The sequence below is a fragment of the Microcystis aeruginosa LEGE 91341 genome (assembly GCF_015206885.1).
GTDB classification, from domain to species: Bacteria; Cyanobacteriota; Cyanobacteriia; order Cyanobacteriales; family Microcystaceae; genus Microcystis; species Microcystis aeruginosa_H.
In genome coordinates, this window is record NZ_JADEXY010000089.1 from 1 (window position 1) to 18,424 (window position 18,424).

The 18,424-nt window shown below is 42.0% G+C and carries 14 protein-coding genes, 1 tRNA gene and 1 pseudogene; 8 read left to right on the forward strand and 8 right to left on the reverse strand.

Features of this window, described 5'->3' with window-relative positions; translation table 11 throughout:
- The first annotated feature begins 266 nt into the window (after positions 1-266).
- From IQ234_RS13920 to IQ234_RS13930, 3 genes are all read left to right on the forward strand, one after another.
- Positions 267-1,472 carry an FAD-dependent hydroxylase gene (locus IQ234_RS13920; RefSeq protein WP_193957532.1) on the forward strand — a complete coding sequence of 402 codons (1,206 nt, stop codon included), beginning with the start codon at positions 267-269 and terminating at the stop codon, positions 1,470-1,472.
- Positions 1,473-1,563: 91 nt separating this feature from the next.
- A tRNA-Pro gene (locus IQ234_RS13925) sits at positions 1,564-1,637 on the forward strand.
- A 131-nt stretch (positions 1,638-1,768) separates the two neighbouring features.
- Entirely contained in the window at positions 1,769-3,691 is a 1,923-nt protein-coding gene (locus IQ234_RS13930; protein WP_193957533.1) for a S9 family peptidase, read from the forward strand.
- Positions 3,692-3,828: 137 nt separating this feature from the next.
- Here the strand turns inward: IQ234_RS13930 and IQ234_RS13935 are convergent, their stop codons facing one another.
- Positions 3,829-5,604, reverse strand: coding sequence for a hypothetical protein (locus IQ234_RS13935; protein WP_193957534.1), 1,776 nt, complete (start codon positions 5,602-5,604; stop codon positions 3,829-3,831).
- 855 nt (positions 5,605-6,459) lie between these two features.
- Entirely contained in the window at positions 6,460-7,743 is a 1,284-nt protein-coding gene (locus IQ234_RS13940) for an aspartate aminotransferase family protein (RefSeq protein ID WP_193957535.1), read from the reverse strand.
- 126 nt (positions 7,744-7,869) lie between these two features.
- Here IQ234_RS13940 and IQ234_RS13945 point away from each other — a divergent pair, with 126 nt between their 5' ends.
- Complete coding sequence (locus IQ234_RS13945; protein WP_002733229.1) at positions 7,870-8,928, forward strand: potassium channel family protein; 1,059 nt, start codon at positions 7,870-7,872, stop codon at positions 8,926-8,928.
- Here the strand turns inward: IQ234_RS13945 and IQ234_RS21975 are convergent.
- Positions 8,929-9,432: pseudogene (locus tag IQ234_RS21975) on the reverse strand (PIN domain-containing protein).
- Positions 9,429-10,190, reverse strand: coding sequence for a hypothetical protein (locus tag IQ234_RS13960; RefSeq protein WP_193957538.1), 762 nt, complete (start codon positions 10,188-10,190; stop codon positions 9,429-9,431). The pseudogene IQ234_RS21975 and the gene IQ234_RS13960 overlap by 4 nt, the downstream one beginning before the upstream one ends.
- Positions 10,191-10,471: 281 nt before the next feature.
- Here IQ234_RS13960 and IQ234_RS13965 point away from each other — a divergent pair, with 281 nt between their 5' ends.
- On the forward strand, positions 10,472-11,743 hold the full coding sequence (locus tag IQ234_RS13965; protein ID WP_193957539.1) for a type IV pilus twitching motility protein PilT: 1,272 nt from the start codon (positions 10,472-10,474) through the stop codon (positions 11,741-11,743).
- Positions 11,744-11,833: 90 nt separating this feature from the next.
- A complete protein-coding gene (locus IQ234_RS13970) occupies positions 11,834-12,580 on the forward strand; it encodes a circadian clock KaiB family protein (protein WP_193957540.1) in 747 nt (248 codons plus the stop codon).
- Here IQ234_RS13970 and IQ234_RS13975 read toward each other — a convergent pair.
- Entirely contained in the window at positions 12,577-12,789 is a 213-nt protein-coding gene (locus IQ234_RS13975; protein ID WP_193957541.1) for a hypothetical protein, read from the reverse strand. The two genes, IQ234_RS13970 and IQ234_RS13975, sit on opposite strands and share 4 nt — an antisense overlap.
- Positions 12,790-12,860: 71 nt before the next feature.
- On the opposite strand from IQ234_RS13975, the gene IQ234_RS13980 reads away from it, so the two are divergent.
- Positions 12,861-14,522, forward strand: coding sequence for a M14 family metallopeptidase (locus IQ234_RS13980; protein ID WP_193957542.1), 1,662 nt, complete (start codon positions 12,861-12,863; stop codon positions 14,520-14,522).
- Here IQ234_RS13980 and IQ234_RS13985 read toward each other — a convergent pair.
- From IQ234_RS13985 to IQ234_RS13995, 3 genes are all read right to left on the reverse strand, one after another.
- Positions 14,517-14,984 carry a retroviral-like aspartic protease family protein gene (locus IQ234_RS13985; protein ID WP_193957543.1) on the reverse strand — a complete coding sequence of 156 codons (468 nt, stop codon included), beginning with the start codon at positions 14,982-14,984 and terminating at the stop codon, positions 14,517-14,519. The genes IQ234_RS13980 and IQ234_RS13985 overlap by 6 nt on opposite strands.
- Before the next feature lie 65 nt (positions 14,985-15,049).
- The gene (locus tag IQ234_RS13990; RefSeq protein ID WP_193957544.1) at positions 15,050-16,042 is read right to left on the reverse strand and encodes a pentapeptide repeat-containing protein; all 993 of its coding nucleotides are present in this window, start codon (positions 16,040-16,042) and stop codon (positions 15,050-15,052) included.
- 33 nt (positions 16,043-16,075) lie between these two features.
- Positions 16,076-17,248, reverse strand: a complete 1,173-nt coding sequence (locus tag IQ234_RS13995; protein ID WP_193957545.1) for a hypothetical protein — start codon at positions 17,246-17,248, stop codon at positions 16,076-16,078.
- A gap of 334 nt (positions 17,249-17,582) precedes the next feature.
- On the opposite strand from IQ234_RS13995, the gene IQ234_RS14000 reads away from it, so the two are divergent.
- Positions 17,583-18,380, forward strand: a complete 798-nt coding sequence (locus IQ234_RS14000; RefSeq protein ID WP_110580611.1) for a glutathione S-transferase family protein — start codon at positions 17,583-17,585, stop codon at positions 18,378-18,380.
- Positions 18,381-18,424: the final 44 nt, after the last annotated feature.

An 18,424-nucleotide genomic window follows, 5' to 3' on the forward strand; every position in this document is an offset into this window, starting at 1 on the left:
AGGCCCCCCCCTTATCAAGGGGGGCAGGGGGGATCGAACCTAAAATCTATCTTCAATTTAATTATAACCAGCTACTTAGCAGCTTGTTATCACCCTTCCAGAAGTCTAGGAAGAGCGATAACCCGAAACTCTCAACCACGGACAAAACCCTTTCAAGTCTATCAATGGCTAGGTGGGGTGAAAAGAATCAAACCCGACAGCAACCCCGAAAATCGTGTCAGAATAGATCAGTGTAGTCACTGATTATCTTTGAGAAAAATATTTATATGTTAGGACGGGACAACTACGATTTAATCATTGTCGGGGGCGGTATAGTCGGAACCACCCTAGCGGTGGCCTTAAAAAATACAGGATTAAATATCGCTATGATCGAGGAACGTCCCCTAGAGGTGGCCGCTTCCCGTCGTCAAGCTTATGCCCTCTCGCTGATGTCCAGCCGGATTTTTACAGGCTTGGGTATCTGGGATAAAATCTCGCCCAGTATCGGTAAATTTCGTCATATTCGCCTTTCTGATGCCGATTTTCCGATTTTTATCCCCTTTGTGGTCGATGAGCTAAAAACCGATTATTTGGGCTATGTGGGCGAACATCAAGTGATTTTAACCGCCCTCCACAATGCCAGCCAAGATTGCGATCGCATTGACTGGTTATCCCCTGCTAAAGTGTTAGAAGTGGAGTACGGAGCAGAAACAGCCACTGTCACCCTGGAAGAAGCCGGTCAAACCCGAAAAATCACCGCAAAATTAGTTATCGGGGCCGATGGAGCCAAATCCGCTATCCGGCAAGGGGCGCAAATTAAAACCAAAGGTTGGAAATATTGGCAATCTTGTGTCGCTTTCACCATTAAACATCAACTCGATCGCAACGATACCGCCTTTGAAAGATTTTGGCCCACCGGTCCGATGGGCATTTTACCGCTCCAGGGTAATCGCTGTCAGATCGTTTGGACAAATCCCCATGAAGAAGCGAAAAAACTGCAAGAAATGCCCGAAGCGGAATTTATCAACAAATTAGAAGCATATACGGGAGGATTACTCGGAAAAATAGCATTAGTTAGCCCCCGCGCTCTCTTTCCCGTACAGTTAATGCAGAGTGATACCTATGTTAAACCCCGACTGGCTTTAATTGGTGATGCCGCTCACTGTTGTCATCCCGTCGGTGGTCAAGGTTTAAATTTAGGCATTCGCGACGCAGCCGCTTTAGCGCAGGTATTAAAGGAAGCAGCGGAAAAGCAAGAGGATATAGGAGCGCTTTCTACCCTAAAATCCTACGAAAAATGGCGAAGATCCGAGAATTTAGCGATTTTAGGCTTCACAGATTTTCTAGATCGCCTGTTCTCCAATAACTGGCCGCCCATCGTTCTCATCCGTCGTCTCGGATTGGCAATTATGCGCGGTTTCCCCCCGTTGAAATTGTTTGCCCTGCAATTAATGACGGGATTAAAAGGACGTATTCCCCAATTAGCTAGATAGCTGGCCACTAATTCCAGGGATGGGGGAGAAAGGAAGAAAAAAAAGCTTGCAAAATGCTGCGATTATCGCTATGATAGTTAAGGTTCAATATCGGGGCGTAGCGCAGCTTGGTAGCGCACTACTTTGGGGTAGTAGGGGTCGTGGGTTCGAATCCCGCCGCTCCGATTGCAGAAAAACAGAGAGTGAGGTAGGGATGCACCTAATCCCTACCTTGTTCTGTTTACTCGTAATTTTCTTAATTTATCAGCGTTTCTGATCAAGTTAGTTCACCATTAGAATCACTACTCTAGGAGAAAATGTCTAATCAAATATCAGCTTATGGTTCCTGGAAATCACCGATTACCTCCGATCTAATTGTGGCAGCATCGATTAGTCTTGGTGGTGTAACTGTAGATGGAGAAGATATTTATTGGTTAGAAGGCAGACCACAGGAAAAGGGGCGAAATGTTTTAGTTAAATTAAACCCCGACGGCACAACTACAGACATCACTCCAGCACCTTTTAATGTGCGAACTCGTGTCCATGAATACGGGGGAGGTTCCTATCTAATTGTTGCTGGAATTATCTATTTTTGTAATTTTACTGACCAAAGAATTTATCGCCAAACTGCTGATGGTTTACCCCAACCTCTAACCCCAGAAAATTCCTGTCGTTATGCGGATTTAATTCTCGATAAATTTGGCAATCGTTTAATCTGTGTTTGTGAAGATCATAGCCAAAAAGATCGAGAACCAGTTAATAGTATTGTCAGCATCGATGTGGATACGGGAGAAATAGAAACTTTAGTATCTGGCGATGATTTTTATACCTCTCCTCGCTTGAGTGCCGATGGTTCTCGATTAGCTTGGATTAGTTGGAATCATCCTAATATGCCCTGGGATAGTTCTTTTCTCTGGGTAGCAGATATTAATAATCTTTATTTGACTAATATTCGGGTCATTGCTGGTGGTGAAAATGAGTCGGTATGTGAACCGCTATGGTCCGCCGATAAACAGTTATATTTTACCAGCGATCGCAATAATTTCTGGAACTTTTATTGCTTTAACCACGATGAACAAATCGAACCAGTTCTCGAACCGATAGAGGCTGAATTTGCCTATCCTCATTGGGTTTTTGGTTTATCTAACTATGGCTTTGCTGGGGAATCAAAGATTATTTGTAGCTATACAAAAGATGGTCGTTGGTATTTAGGAAGTATCGATACTGTTAATCGAGAATTCCAAGAAATTATCACTGATGATACTAACATTTCTTCCCTACAAGTTAGCGATAATAAAATAGTTTTTATTGGCGGTTCTTTCACGGAAGTAACAGCAGTTATCTCACTGGATTTAGCCACAGGAACGAGAGAAATTCTCAAATCTTCCAGTAATTTAACTATTTCTAGCGATTATTTCTCGATTCCGGAAATGCTCGCTTTTCCCACCAGTCAGGGACTAACTGCCTATGCTTGGTATTATCCCCCCAAAAACCCCGATTATACTGCCCCCAATGGCGAATTACCGCCCCTGTTAGTCAAAAGTCACGGTGGACCGACGGCTGCAGCTACCTCTAGTTTAAGTCTGCGGGTGCAATACTGGACCAGTCGCGGCTTTGGCTATCTAGATGTCAATTATGGTGGTAGTACGGGTTATGGTCGTCAATATCGTCAACGTTTGCAGGGAAATTGGGGAATTGTCGATGTGGAAGACTGCATCAACGGGGCAAAATATTTGGTTAATCAGGGATTAGTCGATGGGGAAAGATTGGCAATTTCTGGAGGCAGCGCCGGTGGTTATACAACTTTAGCAGCCCTAACTTTTCATGATACTTTTAAAGCAGGAGCTAGTTATTACGGAGTTAGTGATTTAGAGGTTTTAGCCACCGATACCCATAAATTCGAGTCGAGATATTTAGATAAATTGGTGGGACGTTATCCTCAAGAAAAGGAAATTTACTATCAGCGCTCGCCTATTCATTTTACCGCTCAGTTATCCTGTCCGGTGATCTTTTTCCAAGGATTAGAAGACCGAGTAGTTCCACCCAATCAAGCGGAAATGATGGTAGAAGCTTTAAAAGCAAAAGGTTTACCCGTTGCTTACGTTCCCTTTGCGGGAGAACAACATGGATTTCGTCAAGCTGAATCGATAAAACGAGCATTAGATGCAGAATTTTATTTTTATTCCCGTCTCTTTGGTTTTACTCCTGCCGACAATTTAGAACCCGTAGAAATTAAGTAATCGTACCAAATTAATTTACTAGGTCAGTAATCGGCCTATAAAATTGGGCGATTGTCAACAGCTTTTGAGATGCGCTTACCCTTTTCTAGGTTGACAGTGGTTGCTTGACCAAGAACAAAAGGTAAGGCAGCGTAGGATTATTTTTTAATGTAAATACGAACTCCTTGAACTTCATCAACTAGCCGATAATTTTCCTTGATAACCCTAGCAATTTCAGGAAAAACTTCGTGTCCCTGAATTTGTCTATCGGTAAAGAAAAACATTCTTGGAGCTACAGCATCAACAAATAACTTAGCATTAGAATTAATAAGATCTTCTGCGTATCTTTGCAGAAAATATTCTTGCAGTGAACCAGGTTTGATTTGCCAAACAGAAACACTATCTCTTATCGCCGGTACCAAACCCGTGTCAACATATAGCTCTGATGCCCATCCCCAGACAGCCATAGATTCACCAGGAGAAGCATACTTTAGAATATTTTTTGCGATTGGACTAAGATAATTTTTAGCAAATACTCTGCGATTATCGAGGTAAACATTATCTAATGTTATCATTGTGGCAACTTCTAAAAAACTACTAGCAACTGTAATAAAAATAACACCTGTTAAAAGAGATAACTTGAAGTTTGAAAGAGTTAATTGCGACATCTGTAAGACTTGTGCCAGTTCACCTAGAAAAACGCCGATGAGAAATCCACTAGGTATGATTAGAAACAGCAAATAATGAGTAAATCCGTTCCCTGGTCTAATAATTGAATAACTCGATGCGACCAAAATAAATAAACTGTAATAGACAAAACAAAATGTGTTAGACTTTTCTTGATTTAGGCTTAAGGAAAAACGCTTTATTATTAAAAATGGGACTCCTAATATCAAGACAATTGCTGTTAATAAAAATAATATCCTTGTATCTGGCACTACCCTTAACATCCAAAGAAATATGTTGATTTTTACGGAAAAGCTTAGTTGGTTTACGTTTCCTCCCAAACCATCTGTAGAATAAATCAATAAATTCTGTTCTATGTAAGATGTCCAGAAAGCATCATATATTGAGAAAATTGTTAGATATAGTACGACTAGAGCCGAGAACAACATTCCCCCAAGAAAGAAAGCAGCAAGACTCCTGATGAATTGACCTCTCGCTCTGCTTTTTAGCCAGAGTATGTGCAAAAATATACAAGCAATTGAGAAAGCTATAGGAACTGACTGAATTTTGGCAAAAGGAGTAAGTCCCAGGGTAAAACCCAAGGCAAATATCAGCCGATTAGGATTAGATGAATTACCAGCATAATATTTACAAACGATTAACAAAGCCACACTTAATATTGCCACCGAAAAATGTTCACTTGTATAATGCACATAGTCGAAAAATGTCATTAAGGCGACAGTTGTAACCACAGGAACTATTGCTAGGCGAGAAAGGCTCTTATCGTAGAGAGTGGATAAGGCATAATAAAGACAAATAATAGCAGCAATTATCATAATTAAGCCGATCACACGACTACTAGCATATTCAATTCTGAACCCGAAAAAAGCTGGCATAGTCAGAGGATAGACATTCAGCGGTCCAGATGAACCGGTATCTACCGCACGCCAGAAAACTGGATCCTTCAACAGTTTTATCGCACCTGCGGTAAACTGCGCCTCATCGGGATTTAGCATTGGTGGCAAGAAACCTGGCCAGCGTGCTGCTACAATAAAAGTCACTAAGGAGATAATAAATATTAGATTTGACAATAAAAATTTCTGGAGCTTACCCGTGGGAGTTCTCAGGAATATGAGAGGAGAAAAAGCGCAAAAAATGAAGATAATAAAAGTGACTATTACCGATATTCTGTAGATAATTGGCAAAGATTCAACACTTGCCAAGTTGCTCAGTAGCCACCACCGTAAATCAATTTGGTTATTTACCATTTTTTCACCTTTTAGGGATCAATATACAAGATACAAGGATTTTTTCTTTTAGACGATTTTGCAGATCATTGGGAAAGATTTTTAACTGCTTCTGCACCGGCTTAGGAATGATAACTTCGTAATTCACCAAGCTTGTTCAGAGGGAGCATCTCATTTCTACAAGTGAGTAATTAGGGTTTGCTGAATATTACTGGAAGCATTACTAGAAAGGAGTTTTGGTAATTTTTTAGCCAAAAAAGTCCCAGAAATAAACGTTGAGAAATCGATCTGAGGGACTCAAAATCCTTGCACTTTCATTCGACTCCCGACGACTGACTCCGTTCGGACTTCGGCGTGAGCTCAGTCGAACGCTGAGCTCACGGCCGAAGCCTAACCCCACCAACAAACTTTTTCAGCAAACGTTAATTATGGCTCTTCTGGAACTCTGGCAAAAATCTTACAGTCTCTCAAGTCTGGCTCTCTTATGGGGTAGGCCTTCAAGCGAGTGCTAACTGACAGAAACCCGAAATTTGAGTTTTTATTAGAAAAAAAGTTAGCGTTCGCTTGTCAAGCAAGGGTTTCAGAATCTAGATTCGGTCAGGGATTTGCGAAAGTCCCAGAAGAGCTTTATACTAAATGCTTTGAGTATAGGCTACTTGTGAGGACAGGCAAAAGGCAAGAGGCAAAAGCGGGAATAAATAATCAGTCTTTAATAACCAGATTTAGTATTATTTGCCCCGAACAACAGTAGATTTATTCTCCCCTAGTCCAGTGAAAAAGTGACAGTTAGGGGATAAAGCTCAAAAAGAATTGACTCATAACTGGAAACTGTCAACTTAAAACTTACATCTGATAACTGGTAACTGATAACTGAAATTAAACCACTTTAGCGATAGCAACTTCTAGCTTATCCATAGCCTCATCTACTTCTGTTTCCGAGACAATTAAAGGAGGTACAAAACGGAGAACTTTCGGACCTGCGGGAGCAATTAATAAACCCTCGGTCAAGGCTGCATTAACAATAGTAGATGAAACCAACTCACTTTCTGAATTAATTTCCAAACCATTAATTAAACCCCAACCGCGCACATCCACAAATAGATGGGGATATTGAGAAGCAATCACGCGTAAACGGCTGCGTAATTGTTCCCCTCGCTGCTGAACATTTTGCAGAATGTGATCCCGTTCAATGGTTTGTAATACTGTTAAAGCTGAGGCACAAGCGAAAGGATTACCCCCAAAGGTACTCGCATGACTACCCGGTTCAAACACATCACAGAATTTTTTGCACATCATCGCACCGATGGGAATACCCCCCGCTAAACCCTTGGCAGAAGTGAAAATATCTGGTTCTACTCCCAAATTCTCATAACCCCAGAGTTTACCAGTTCTTCCGACTCCCACCTGTACTTCATCAAAGACAAGCAAAATGTTATTTTCGTCGCAAATTTGCCGTAAACGTTGGAAATATTCGATATCTCCTGGACGAACTCCCCCTTCACCCTGCAGCGGTTCCAACATAATCGCAGCCACCCGACGATTACCCTCATCGAGATCAGCGATCGCATTTTCCACCGCTTCGATATCATTATAGGGAATATAGGCAAACCCCGGCATCAGGGGTTCAAAGTCTTTTTGGTACTTCGGTTGACCGGTTGCGGTGATGGTAGCTAAAGTCCGACCGTGAAAACTAGCGTGAGCAGTTAAAATAACTGGCTGTTCGAGGAAATCTAGCACCGTATGGGCATATTTCCGTACTAATTTAATGGCCGCTTCGTTCGCTTCTGCACCAGAATTACAGAAAAAGACTTTATCAGCGCAGGAATGATCGACAATCCATTTAGCTAGTTCTCCTTGTTCGGGAATATAGTATAAATTCGAGACATGATGGAGTTTTTGGATTTGCTGACTAACCACTTCAATTAAAGCGGGGTGCGCGTGACCGAGGGTACAGGTGGCAATTCCCGCAACAAAATCAAGGTATTGTTTCCCGGAAGTATCCCAGAGAAGACAGCCTAACCCTTTGGCGATCGCAATGGGAAAACGACCATAAGTATTCATCACATAGCTGTTAAAACTATCTGGATCGAAGGGTTGATTCGGGTTTAAATTGAGAGTGGGATCAACTAGGGTTGGTTCTAAAAGGGTTTCTGGACTCACTGGGGAACTCCTGCGCGATTAGACATAGGGGAAATTATAATCAAATCCGTCTGAGAAGGACGGGTTATTTAGATTAAAAACTGATTTCATTGTAAGTTACTAGACAATCTTAGGGGTGAATTTTGCTTGTCCATCAGTGAAGATAAATATCGTCGTCTGCGTCAGGAATTAATCGGGGGAATTTTTGCCCTGATCGTGGTGTTTTTGCTCGGTACGCTTTGGTATCATCTGATCGAGGGTTGGAGTTTGCTAGATTCGGCCTATATGACGATTAGTACCCTCGCTACCGTCGGTTTTGGCGAAATTAATCCCCTAGGTGAACGGGGACGACTATTCACGATGGTTTTGATTATCATGGGAGTAGTCAGCATCGGTTATATTGTTAATCGCTTGACCGAAGCTTTAATTCAAGGCTATTTTCAAGAGGGACTCAAACAGAGACAGGAGAAACGCTTGATCGATCGACTATCAGAACACTATATCATCTGTGGTTTAGGTCGCACAGGCAGACAGGTAGCGATCGAATTCTACGCAGAAAATATTCCTTTTGTAGTTATTGATACAGACCCCCTACAGGTAAATCGGGCCAAAGAATTAAATTATATTGTTGTTCAAGGAGATGCCACCTTAGATAAATCTTTACAAATGGCAGGAATTGAACGCGCTATTTGTATTGTGGCCGCTTTAACTTCCGATGCGGAGAATTTATATACAGTTTTGTCTGCTAAAACTCTTAATCCGAAAATTCGCGCCATTGCTAGGGCCAGTACCGAGGAAGCAGTACAAAAATTACAACGGGCCGGGGCCGATGCGGTGGTATCTCCCTATATTACCGGCGGGAGAAGATTAGCGGCCGCAGCCCTACGACCCCAGGTGATGGATTTTGTGGATGGGATTTTAACTGGAACCGATCGATCGTTTTATATGGAGGAATTTCTAATCGATCCGAGGACTTGTCCCTGTGTCGGTTTAAGTCTTAGTCAAGCACATTTAAGATCTCGATCGGGGGCCTTAGTTTTGGCTATACGTCGCGCTGATGGTACGCTAATCGGGGGACCCACTGGTGATACAGAATTAATGGCCGGGGATTTATTAATTTGTATGGGAACGGCCGAACAATTACGCAGTTTAACTCAGATTTTAATCCCCATGCGATCGGATGGTTTACGTTTACCGAAGCATTAGTTAAAGAATCGATAAAAAATCTACTGGTAGCATTGCGGGAACAGGGGAAACAGCAAAATCTCTTAGGTTTCGCGTTATGATTATTTCTAGCTTTTCCGATTCAGCAACGGCACTGGTAACGGCATCTTCAAAATCTTTCATCTGACTTGCCAATGCTTGCCTAATTATTGCATCTGTCACCCTAGCAACTTGCAAATTCTCTAGAAGACTTATAGTCATTTCAATTAAGATTGAGAATATCAATCTCAGAGTTCATAAGGATTTTGTCCGTCTAGACTGTATCAGACTTATCTGAAATGACTATATCACCAATTTTCTTGAGCTTTCCCTTCCGTTTTGTTTAGACAAAATATAATAAATATTAGTGACAGCATGACCAGAAATATATCCTTGAGTTCTACCTGTCTTAACTGTATTTAATGCTTGTACAGATCCTTGAAAATGTGGTTCACGCTTACCCAAAACATCTAGCAATACATCACTGTCGAATAAGACTCGTTTCACCGATACTTCTCCACTAAATAATCAATATATGATTCTTTTGGGTCTTCTGATCCTAAATCAACAACCCCCACTAAGTTTCTTGTCCAAGGATCAAGATCGCTTAAATCATCTGTTAGGGAATGAGAGGTAGTTTCTGAAGATACATTCTTAGTATTAAATCGCTCTTCAATTCTGAAAATTATTAAACTATAATAGGCTCTCAGTTGGGTGACTAAAGATTTGTCAGTATCTTGGAAATATTCGGTTATAGTACGATTAGAAATCGATAGAGTATTTTTAGCTCCCTTGTAAATTTGCTCTAGTTCTGAATCGGCAAACATATCAATAAACACATCTATCGTTTCTGAGAGAAGGCGTGAACCTTCCACTACTCTGATTAAATCGGCTTTTTCCTCACCAGTCTTTCCCTCATTGATCTGAGCAAGGCCGATAAATAATTTAGCATAGGCAGTTACTCTATCGGTAAATTCATTGATAATCTCAATCAAATTTATTGCCGAACCCTCATTCTTATAGTGTTCCCATACCTGAAACCATAATTCATCAATTTGACAAAATATATCGGCTCTTGCTTGATAAGTTTTAGAGTTATCCTTAACTTGCTCAAATAAAATTTGAGTTTCTTGTAGTAAATTATCCAGTATGATTCGATCAGAATCGGTGGCAATCTGATTGAGTTTATCTGTAATATCTTGCAGATTTTCTAACAAAAATTGTCCTAAATTTTCCCGTTCGACTGAAGTTTGCAGACTATTCATCGTATTTACCTCTCCTAAAACGGCTCTTCTAGGTTCTGTGTGATAAGTTTAACTTACATAGGATCGATTAATCTTTGTGTCCTTTGTGTCTTTGTGGTTCGTTCCACCCCCTCGCTAGGAGGAATGTATCTTAGAATACACTTTACCCACCAAATCCAAGAGAGCCTGAATACTGACTTGGAAACTACTGGCTCCTTAATCCTCAATCTATCAGCCTTGCAGCTTACTTAGATAATTTGTACTATAGAGTTCTGGCATAATTAATTTTTGAGAGTTCAAAAATGAGTCCAAATCCCAATTCTTCCCCGCGATCACTGCAGCCGCTGCCGGTTCCCTCCATCCCGATACCTCCCTCGGAGTTAATCAAAGGAGCCACACCAGAGATAAATCAAGAAATGACCAAAAAGGTGGCGACGCAGGCCAAACAAGTGCCTAATATGCCGCAAAATAGTCAAATATCGCCACCACGTTCTTCCCACAGTCGCGCCTCCAACCAACCCACCTTAGAATATTTGATCCAGTTTGCCTTTGATCGGGGTTATTCGGACGTTCACCTGGGGGTTGGAGAACAACCCCGGATGCGGGATCGTGGCGAAATGATTATTCTCGACTATCCTGAAATTGACATCAACACTTTTTATAGTTGGTTACGCGAAATCCTCGGTGAAGAAGAAATCCTTCGCTTTAAAAAAGACCTAGAATTTGACGGTGCGACTCAGTACGAATTCGCTAGAGCGCGGATTAATATCTTTGAAAGTCTGCGCGGTCCGGGGATGGTTTTGCGTCTGATTCCCATGAAAATCCCCACTATGGAACAATTGCGCTTACCGATGGTCTTCCGGGATGTGTGCGATGTGCAGAAGGGATTGATTTTAATCACCGGTCCGACGGGTTCTGGGAAATCCACCACCCTAGCAGCCATGATCGATTACATCAATAAAGAACACCCCAAACATATTATCACCATCGAAGACCCGATCGAATTTGTCCATAAAAGTCGTCGCAGTTTAATCAAACAACGGGAAGTGGGAATACACACCCATGAGTTCGATAATGCCCTAAAAGCCTGTTTGCGGGAAGACCCAGATATTATTCTGGTGGGGGAGATGCGGGACAAAGCCACCGTTAATACTGCCCTGAAAGCTGCCCAAACCGGTCACTTAGTCCTGGGAACCCTGCACACCAACAGTGCTGTAAAAACCCTTGACCGGATTTTAACTCTTTATGGTGCCGAGGAACGGGAATCGCCGCGGCTGGCGATCGCAGAATCTTTGGTTTGTATTATCTCCCAGGGTTTATGTCGCAGCACCGACGGCAAACGGACCGCTTTTTACGATATTCTCGTCAATACAGAGGCCGTCAAAGATTACATTCGCAACGGCAAAAATGACGAAATTATCGAATTAATGAGAGACGGCGAATACCACGGCATGATTACCACTAATCAATCCCTGTTTAACCTCTATCAAGAGGGACGGATTACCGAGGGGGCAGCTATGGCCATGTCCCCGGTCCCCAATGAACTGGCGATGATGCTGCGGGGTAGAATCTAGAAAAACCCTGAAGGAAATTCTTCAGGGATCAAGAGTTTAGTAGGCTAGAAAAATAGAAGCTCCTACTTATTCTCTAGGGGAACCCCTCAAGTGACCACTTCCGCGATTGTGTTGCCCGATATTTTTAAAGGCATCGCCCTGTTTACCCCCGGGGGCGATCTAATTTACTGTATCGATCCTGATAAACAAACTCATTGGCATCTGAATCTCTGCGCTGCTCTCCAGTCCGCTTTAGGGTTGCCAGAACCCCCCCATTTTTTAGTTCCTAGTTTTACCGCTACCATCGATCGCTGGCGAGATCCCTACAGTCACCGTATTCATACTAGAGCCGAAGTCTATCCCCTTGTCCGTCGCTATCAGCCTTTATTAAATGCTATTTTCGCCACGGACGATCAAGCTTGGTTTACTGTACCCTGGCAGGAACAATCCTCTAATCCCACTATCTTAGAAACCTATCGTCAGCAGTTTCCCCAACTTTGGCAATCCCACGATCTGATTCTCCGTTATCAGGAGCGCCCCCCAACCACTTCAGGGATTAATCCTGACTCTGACTATAGTAATCCTAGTCCCAAGGGTTATGTTTTGCGGTTATTTGTCTCTGGTAATAATGCCAATACTAAACACACCCTAGAATCGATCCATCAGCTTCTAGAACGAGAATTACACCATCCCTATACCCTGAAAGTGATCGATATCTCTAAACATCCAGAACAAGCGGAATCCAATCATGTCTCTGCTATTCCCACTTTAGTCCGGGTTTGGCCGCAACCGGTGAAACGCATAATCGGCGAATTTGAGGATTTACCGCGAGTATTACAGATTATCGCCACCGCTTAGGGTTTAAAGACTTCTGACTCGATACCTCGCCACCATTCGCCCAATTTCATTAAGTCTTGCTGAATATCATCCAATTCTTGGATATATTCCTGTTGGGAAAGACTGGCGCGACGTTCTTGCAGTTTTTGGAGACGTAATTGCACCAACAGCCAAGGCTTAGAAATACCGTTATTTTCTTCAATATAGCGAGCAATATCTTGACTATCCATAGTTTTCTACTGTTATTATCCCATATTTTGTCAAATTAACCCGAGACTCCTTTTTTTACTTGCAGAAGATTATGTTTGATTTTAGCCACTATTACCCCTACGCCGAATTAGTTTCTTTCCTCAAAAACCTAGCTTCATCCTATCCTAATTTAATTAGCCTCACCTCGATCGGTAAAAGCTACGAAAATCGAGATATCTGGTTAACTACCCTCACAAATCAAGCCACAGGCCCCTATTTAGAAAAACCGGCCTATTGGATCGATGCTAACACCCACGCGGGGGAAGTAACAGGCTCTGCCGTGGCTCTCTACACTATCTCCCATCTTTTGCACCAATACGGTCATAATCCCCAAATTACCAGACTTCTTGACCATTACACTGTCTATATTTTGCCGCGATTAGCCGTGGATGGAGCGGAAAAATATCTCACTACTCCCTATCTGTTACGATCGAGTATTCGCCCCTATCCCCACAGGGATGAGAAACCGGGGCTATATCCTGAAGATATTAACGGCGATGGTTTAATCCTACAAATGCGCCAAAAAGATACCTGTGGCGCTTGGAAAATTTCTGACCAAGATCCTCGCATTATGGTGCGTCGCGAACCAGAGGAATTTGAAGGAACTTTTTACACTTTGCTCACCGAAGGTTTAATCCGCGATTACGATGGCTATAATTTTACCACTGCCCCCACCCTAGAGGGCCTGGATTTTAACCGCAATTACCCCGTTTATTGGGTTCCTGAAGGGGAACAACAGGGGGCTGGAGATTTTCCTTTTTCCGAGCCAGAAACCCGTGCAGAAGCCGAATTTTGGGCAAATAACACCAATATTAATGGCTTCGTTACCTATCATACCTATTCGGCAGTAATGTTGCGTCCCTATAGCACCCATCCCGATGAATATTTCCCCGTGGAAGACTTAGAAATGTATAAATATATTGCTGATAAGGGAAAAGCAATGACTGGTTATGAATGCGTTTCTGTCTATCACGGTTTTCGTGATCATCCCAAAGAAGTGACTAACGGTGCCATGGATGATTACGGTTACGATCATTTTGGTTGGTATGGTTTTACGGTGGAGTTATGGGATGCACCCACCCAAGCAGGAGTAAAAAAAGATGATTATATTCAATGGTTTCGCTGGCATCCTTTTGAAGATGAATTGAAGTTACAGCGTTGGAATGATGAGAATTTAGCGGGAAAGGGTTTTATTAATTGGCAAAGTTTTGATCATCCCCAATTGGGAGAGGTGGAAATTGGCGGTTGGGACTTTAAAAATGTCTGGCAAAATGCCCCAGAAAAGTATTTACCAGATTTATGTGAGCAACAATGTCAGTTTACTATTGCCCATGCTTTAATGTCACCTCTTTTAGCTATCTCTCGTCTTGATCTTAAGTCGGAGGGCAATGGCATTTATCATCTGGTTTTACAGTTAGAAAATCAGGGATTTTTACCCACTTATACCAGTAAAAAAGCACTGGAAAGAAAGAGCGTTCGTCCCATTCAAGTCAAGTTAAATTTAGCCGATGAGGTAAGTTTAATAGTGGGAAAATTAGAGCAGGAAATCGGTCACTTAGAAGGGCGATCAAATAAAGTATATAGTAGTCTCGCTCACGGTTTAGATTATCGCTGTACGGTGGAATGGGTAATTAAGGGAGTTTCTGGTCAAGAAATCGAGATTATCGCTATAGCTGAAAGAGCCGGAACAGTCAGACAAAAAGTGATTTTATAGAGCTATTTGGTTCGATAAAATTGTTAAATAAGTCTCGTGGGATTCCGTGGGTAAAACTCGCAATTTTTGGCTACGAAGATCCGGTTTTAATCCCAAAGCTTCTAAAGGAATTACTCCTAATAAATTGTTTTGACCTCCGGGTAATTCCAAACATTCAAAAGTCCCCTCCCGTCCCGCGATAATCAAGGTAGCATCGCGAAAAATTCTCGCTTTTCCTATGCCTTTAGCCGTAGCCACATCTACTTCTTTTAAAAGCTGTAAACCCAAGCGGGAGATTACTTCTGGCACCAGACAAAGAGTAGTTGCTCCCGTATCTACCAAGACATTTTCTAGGGTAAGAGAGCGAATTTGATCCGGAGAAATCACAGCCGCTGCTGCTAAAATTTGATCGGCGCGATTGATAACTGTAATGCTGGTGTAGATTTTGCCCATATCTTCTGTAATAATCGCTGGATCAACCATAATACTACCCTCAATTCTACCCCTAAATTATACCAGAATAATTGCCAAAAAATTGTCTAGTAATTTTAATTATTAATCCGGCCGTCTGGCATAATTGCACCGCAGAAGTTAACTCCCATCAGATTAGCACTCATTAACTCAGCACCAGTTAGATCCGCATTACTTAAATCAGCACCAGTGAGATTTGCTCTAGCAAAGAAAGCATTGATTAAATCCGCTTCCCTAAGATTAACTCCTGAAAGATTAGCCCTTCTTAAGTCAGCATGATTCATTCTTGCAGCTTGAAAATTAGCTTGACTAAGATTAGCTCGATCGAATTTTATGTGAGTCATAATTGCACTATGGAAATTTGCACGTATTGCTTCCGTATCGCTCATTTTTGACCGCACTAAATTGGCTCCTGCTAGATTTGCTCCCACTAAAGACACCCCGACTAAATTGGCATCAGTGAGTAAAGCTCCTTGTAGATTAGCATTAGTTAAATCCGCATTTCTGATGTCAACATTGCACAAATTAGCCTCCTTTAAATTGGCTCCTACTAGATTAGCTCGCACGAGATTAACCCCTCTCATATTAGCCCCTTGCAGGTCGGCGCGATAGAGATTAGCTCCTTGTAAATTAGTGTTACAATTTTTATTTTGCCGACGCATATTTGCTCCCCGCAAACAAGCACCAGTGAGGTTAGCACTACTTAAATCAGCCCCCCGTAAATCTGCCCCGATTAAGTTAGCATCAAGTAGAATAGCTAGGGTTATATCAGTATCACAAAGATTAGCTCCTTGTAGCAGCGCTCCGTGTAAATTGGCACTGCGTAAATCTGCCCTATTTAAGTCAGCTTGGTTGAGACTAGCACCGCTTAAATTAGCCGCCACGAGATTAGCTTGAGCGAGATTAGCCCGGTTAAGATAGGTAAAGAGGAGATTGGCTCCGTGCAGATCTGCTCCATTTAAAACAATGCCAATCAAGTCAGCACCAACTAAATTAACTCCTGGTAATTTTAAGCCACTAAATTGAGTTTCTCCCTCGGCATAACGTGCAATTAATTCGGTGGGTTTCATAGATAGAATATTCAGAGAAATTGGGGTAAAAAATTAAAAAAATTTTTGCAAAGCTTGCACCAGAATACCAGCGGTTTGAACGTTAGCATCCCTATCCATTTGGGTTTGAGCAATATGATATAGTTGAATTTCGATATCCTTGATAGATTTCCCACTTTCGATCAGTTTTTGTAGTAAATCTTCCAGGGTATAACTTCGCAGGGTTAACCAATCTTGACTGTTCTGATCCCAAGGATAAAATAGCAGCGAGAAAATTAATATTTTGGCTCGTAAAGGATTAGCATAACGCAAAATTTCTAAACGAATTTCAAAGGGGTCATAGTCAGAAATTTGTGAGGAATTACTGGGGTTATTGTTTAAGAAAGCTGGCTTGGGCAATTCCATTCTCGAAGAGGCAAAATCCACAGGTTTACTTCTAGAGGAAGAGAAAGATGAAGTTTTAGCCGAAGAATCACAATCATCATTTAGATGAACCATTTGATCACTAAAGATTTGACTTTTTGACTCATTATCCTCTTCTTTGTAATCGTTATTAGTATCGTAGAGAGGCTCTAGCTGGGTAAGAATAATCTCAGCTAGGGACAGGTATAGAGCTTTTTTATTAATATTTTCGGCAACTTGTTTGAGAGTTTGTTGCAAGCTTAAGAAATTAGGATTGTTTTGCCTAAGTTCTAAAATAATATTTTTTAAGCCATAATTATTAATCACCGATAGATCATTTTCCCAACGATTTTTACAGGCGGCAAACATTAATTTTTGCATTCTCTCCGTCTCTAGATGATTTCCTAGGCTATTAACCACCTGTCTTAGGCAATTATCTTCCCCGTTGTTGACAGCATTATTAACGTCGGTAAACCTAGGGTTAACTGCTGGTTCTAATGGTGATAATTGGGTGTCATAGGCGGCAATATCACTATATAATTTACTGATTTGCTCAATAATAACCGTGGCTACTTCCGCATAAACTTCAGGACGATTTAGGGTTTTAACTAATTTATAAACAGAAAAAGTTAATTGTTCCTTACTGGTTTTGAGTTGCACTAACTCCCTGACCAAGTCTTCCATCGCCACACCGTCTAAAATATTAGGAGCATTTTCCCAATATTTTTTACAGATATAAAAGATTAATTTTTTGATCCGTAATTTTTCTTCGTGGCTGTCGAGATAGCGAACTACCTGATTAAAAACGTCACTGGACAATTGCATAGTAACCCCTGATCCGAGAAAGTCGCCCACCCTCGCACACCTCTACTATGAGGTTATGCTATTGGTCTCTCGCAAGTTAGCTTGCCGGAATATATAAGTTATTTCGGCTCTTCTGGCGCTCGAAGATATTCTAGCCTAAAAGCGTGCAGCTATTGAGTTCGGTTTGCTACATTTGGTCCCTAAAATTAGCAAAAGATTATTTTTTTGCCTTTCTCGTTTTTAGTACAAATGTTCGAGCAAAATCGGAGTAAAGTCTTTAAGTTTAGGCGATCGATGCTCGATAGGGTTAGAGTAATCAGGGAGAAACTGATTTATCGAGAGGCCATATCATCCCATGCTAGAACTCTATCAATTTGAACTATCTGCCTATTGCGAGAAAGTTCGTCTCATCCTCGACTATAAAGGACTTGCCTATAAAAAAAGGGACGTGGTGCCAGGGGTAGGACAATTGGAATTATTCCGTCTTTCCGGACAGCGCCAGGTCCCGGTCCTCAAGGATGGTGATACCTATATTGCCGACTCGACGGAGATTGCTTTTTATCTCGATCGCAAGTATCCTGAAAAACCAATTATCCCTACAGATCCCCTCCAACGGGGTCAATGTTTATTAATCGAAGAATGGGCCGATGAATCCCTGGGATTAAAAGGAAGAACCGCGTTTCTCGGCGCTTTTGCCCAAAATCAAAACTTTCGTACCGCTTTTTTACCCCGGGAAACTCCCGATTTTATGCGCTTGTTGCTGGGTTCCTTGCCGGGGGAATTAATTGATATTTTTGGGACGGGTGTAGGTCTGGGAAAAGATGCTATCAATACCGCTAAAAAAGGGCTACAACAGGACTTGGAGGCTTTAAACCTCATTTTAGCCAATCGTCCCTATTTAGTCGGGGATCAGCCCACTTTAGCCGATTTAGCCGTGGCGGGATTAAGTGTACTGCTTCAGTTTCCCCAGGGTTCCTATCTCAACTTACCCCCGGAATTGCAAGGCAAGGGGATTCCGGGGTTAGCTGATAATAGCGCCTACGAGGGCTTTTTTGTCTGGCGCGACCGTCTTTATAGTCAATACCGTCAAACTATTACCCCCGGAAGTTCCACCCCTCCCATCGATTCCCCCACCTCCATCCAGATCGAATAGCAGAGCTTGACTAGGTTGTGGGGTGTAGGGTGTAGGGTGTGGGG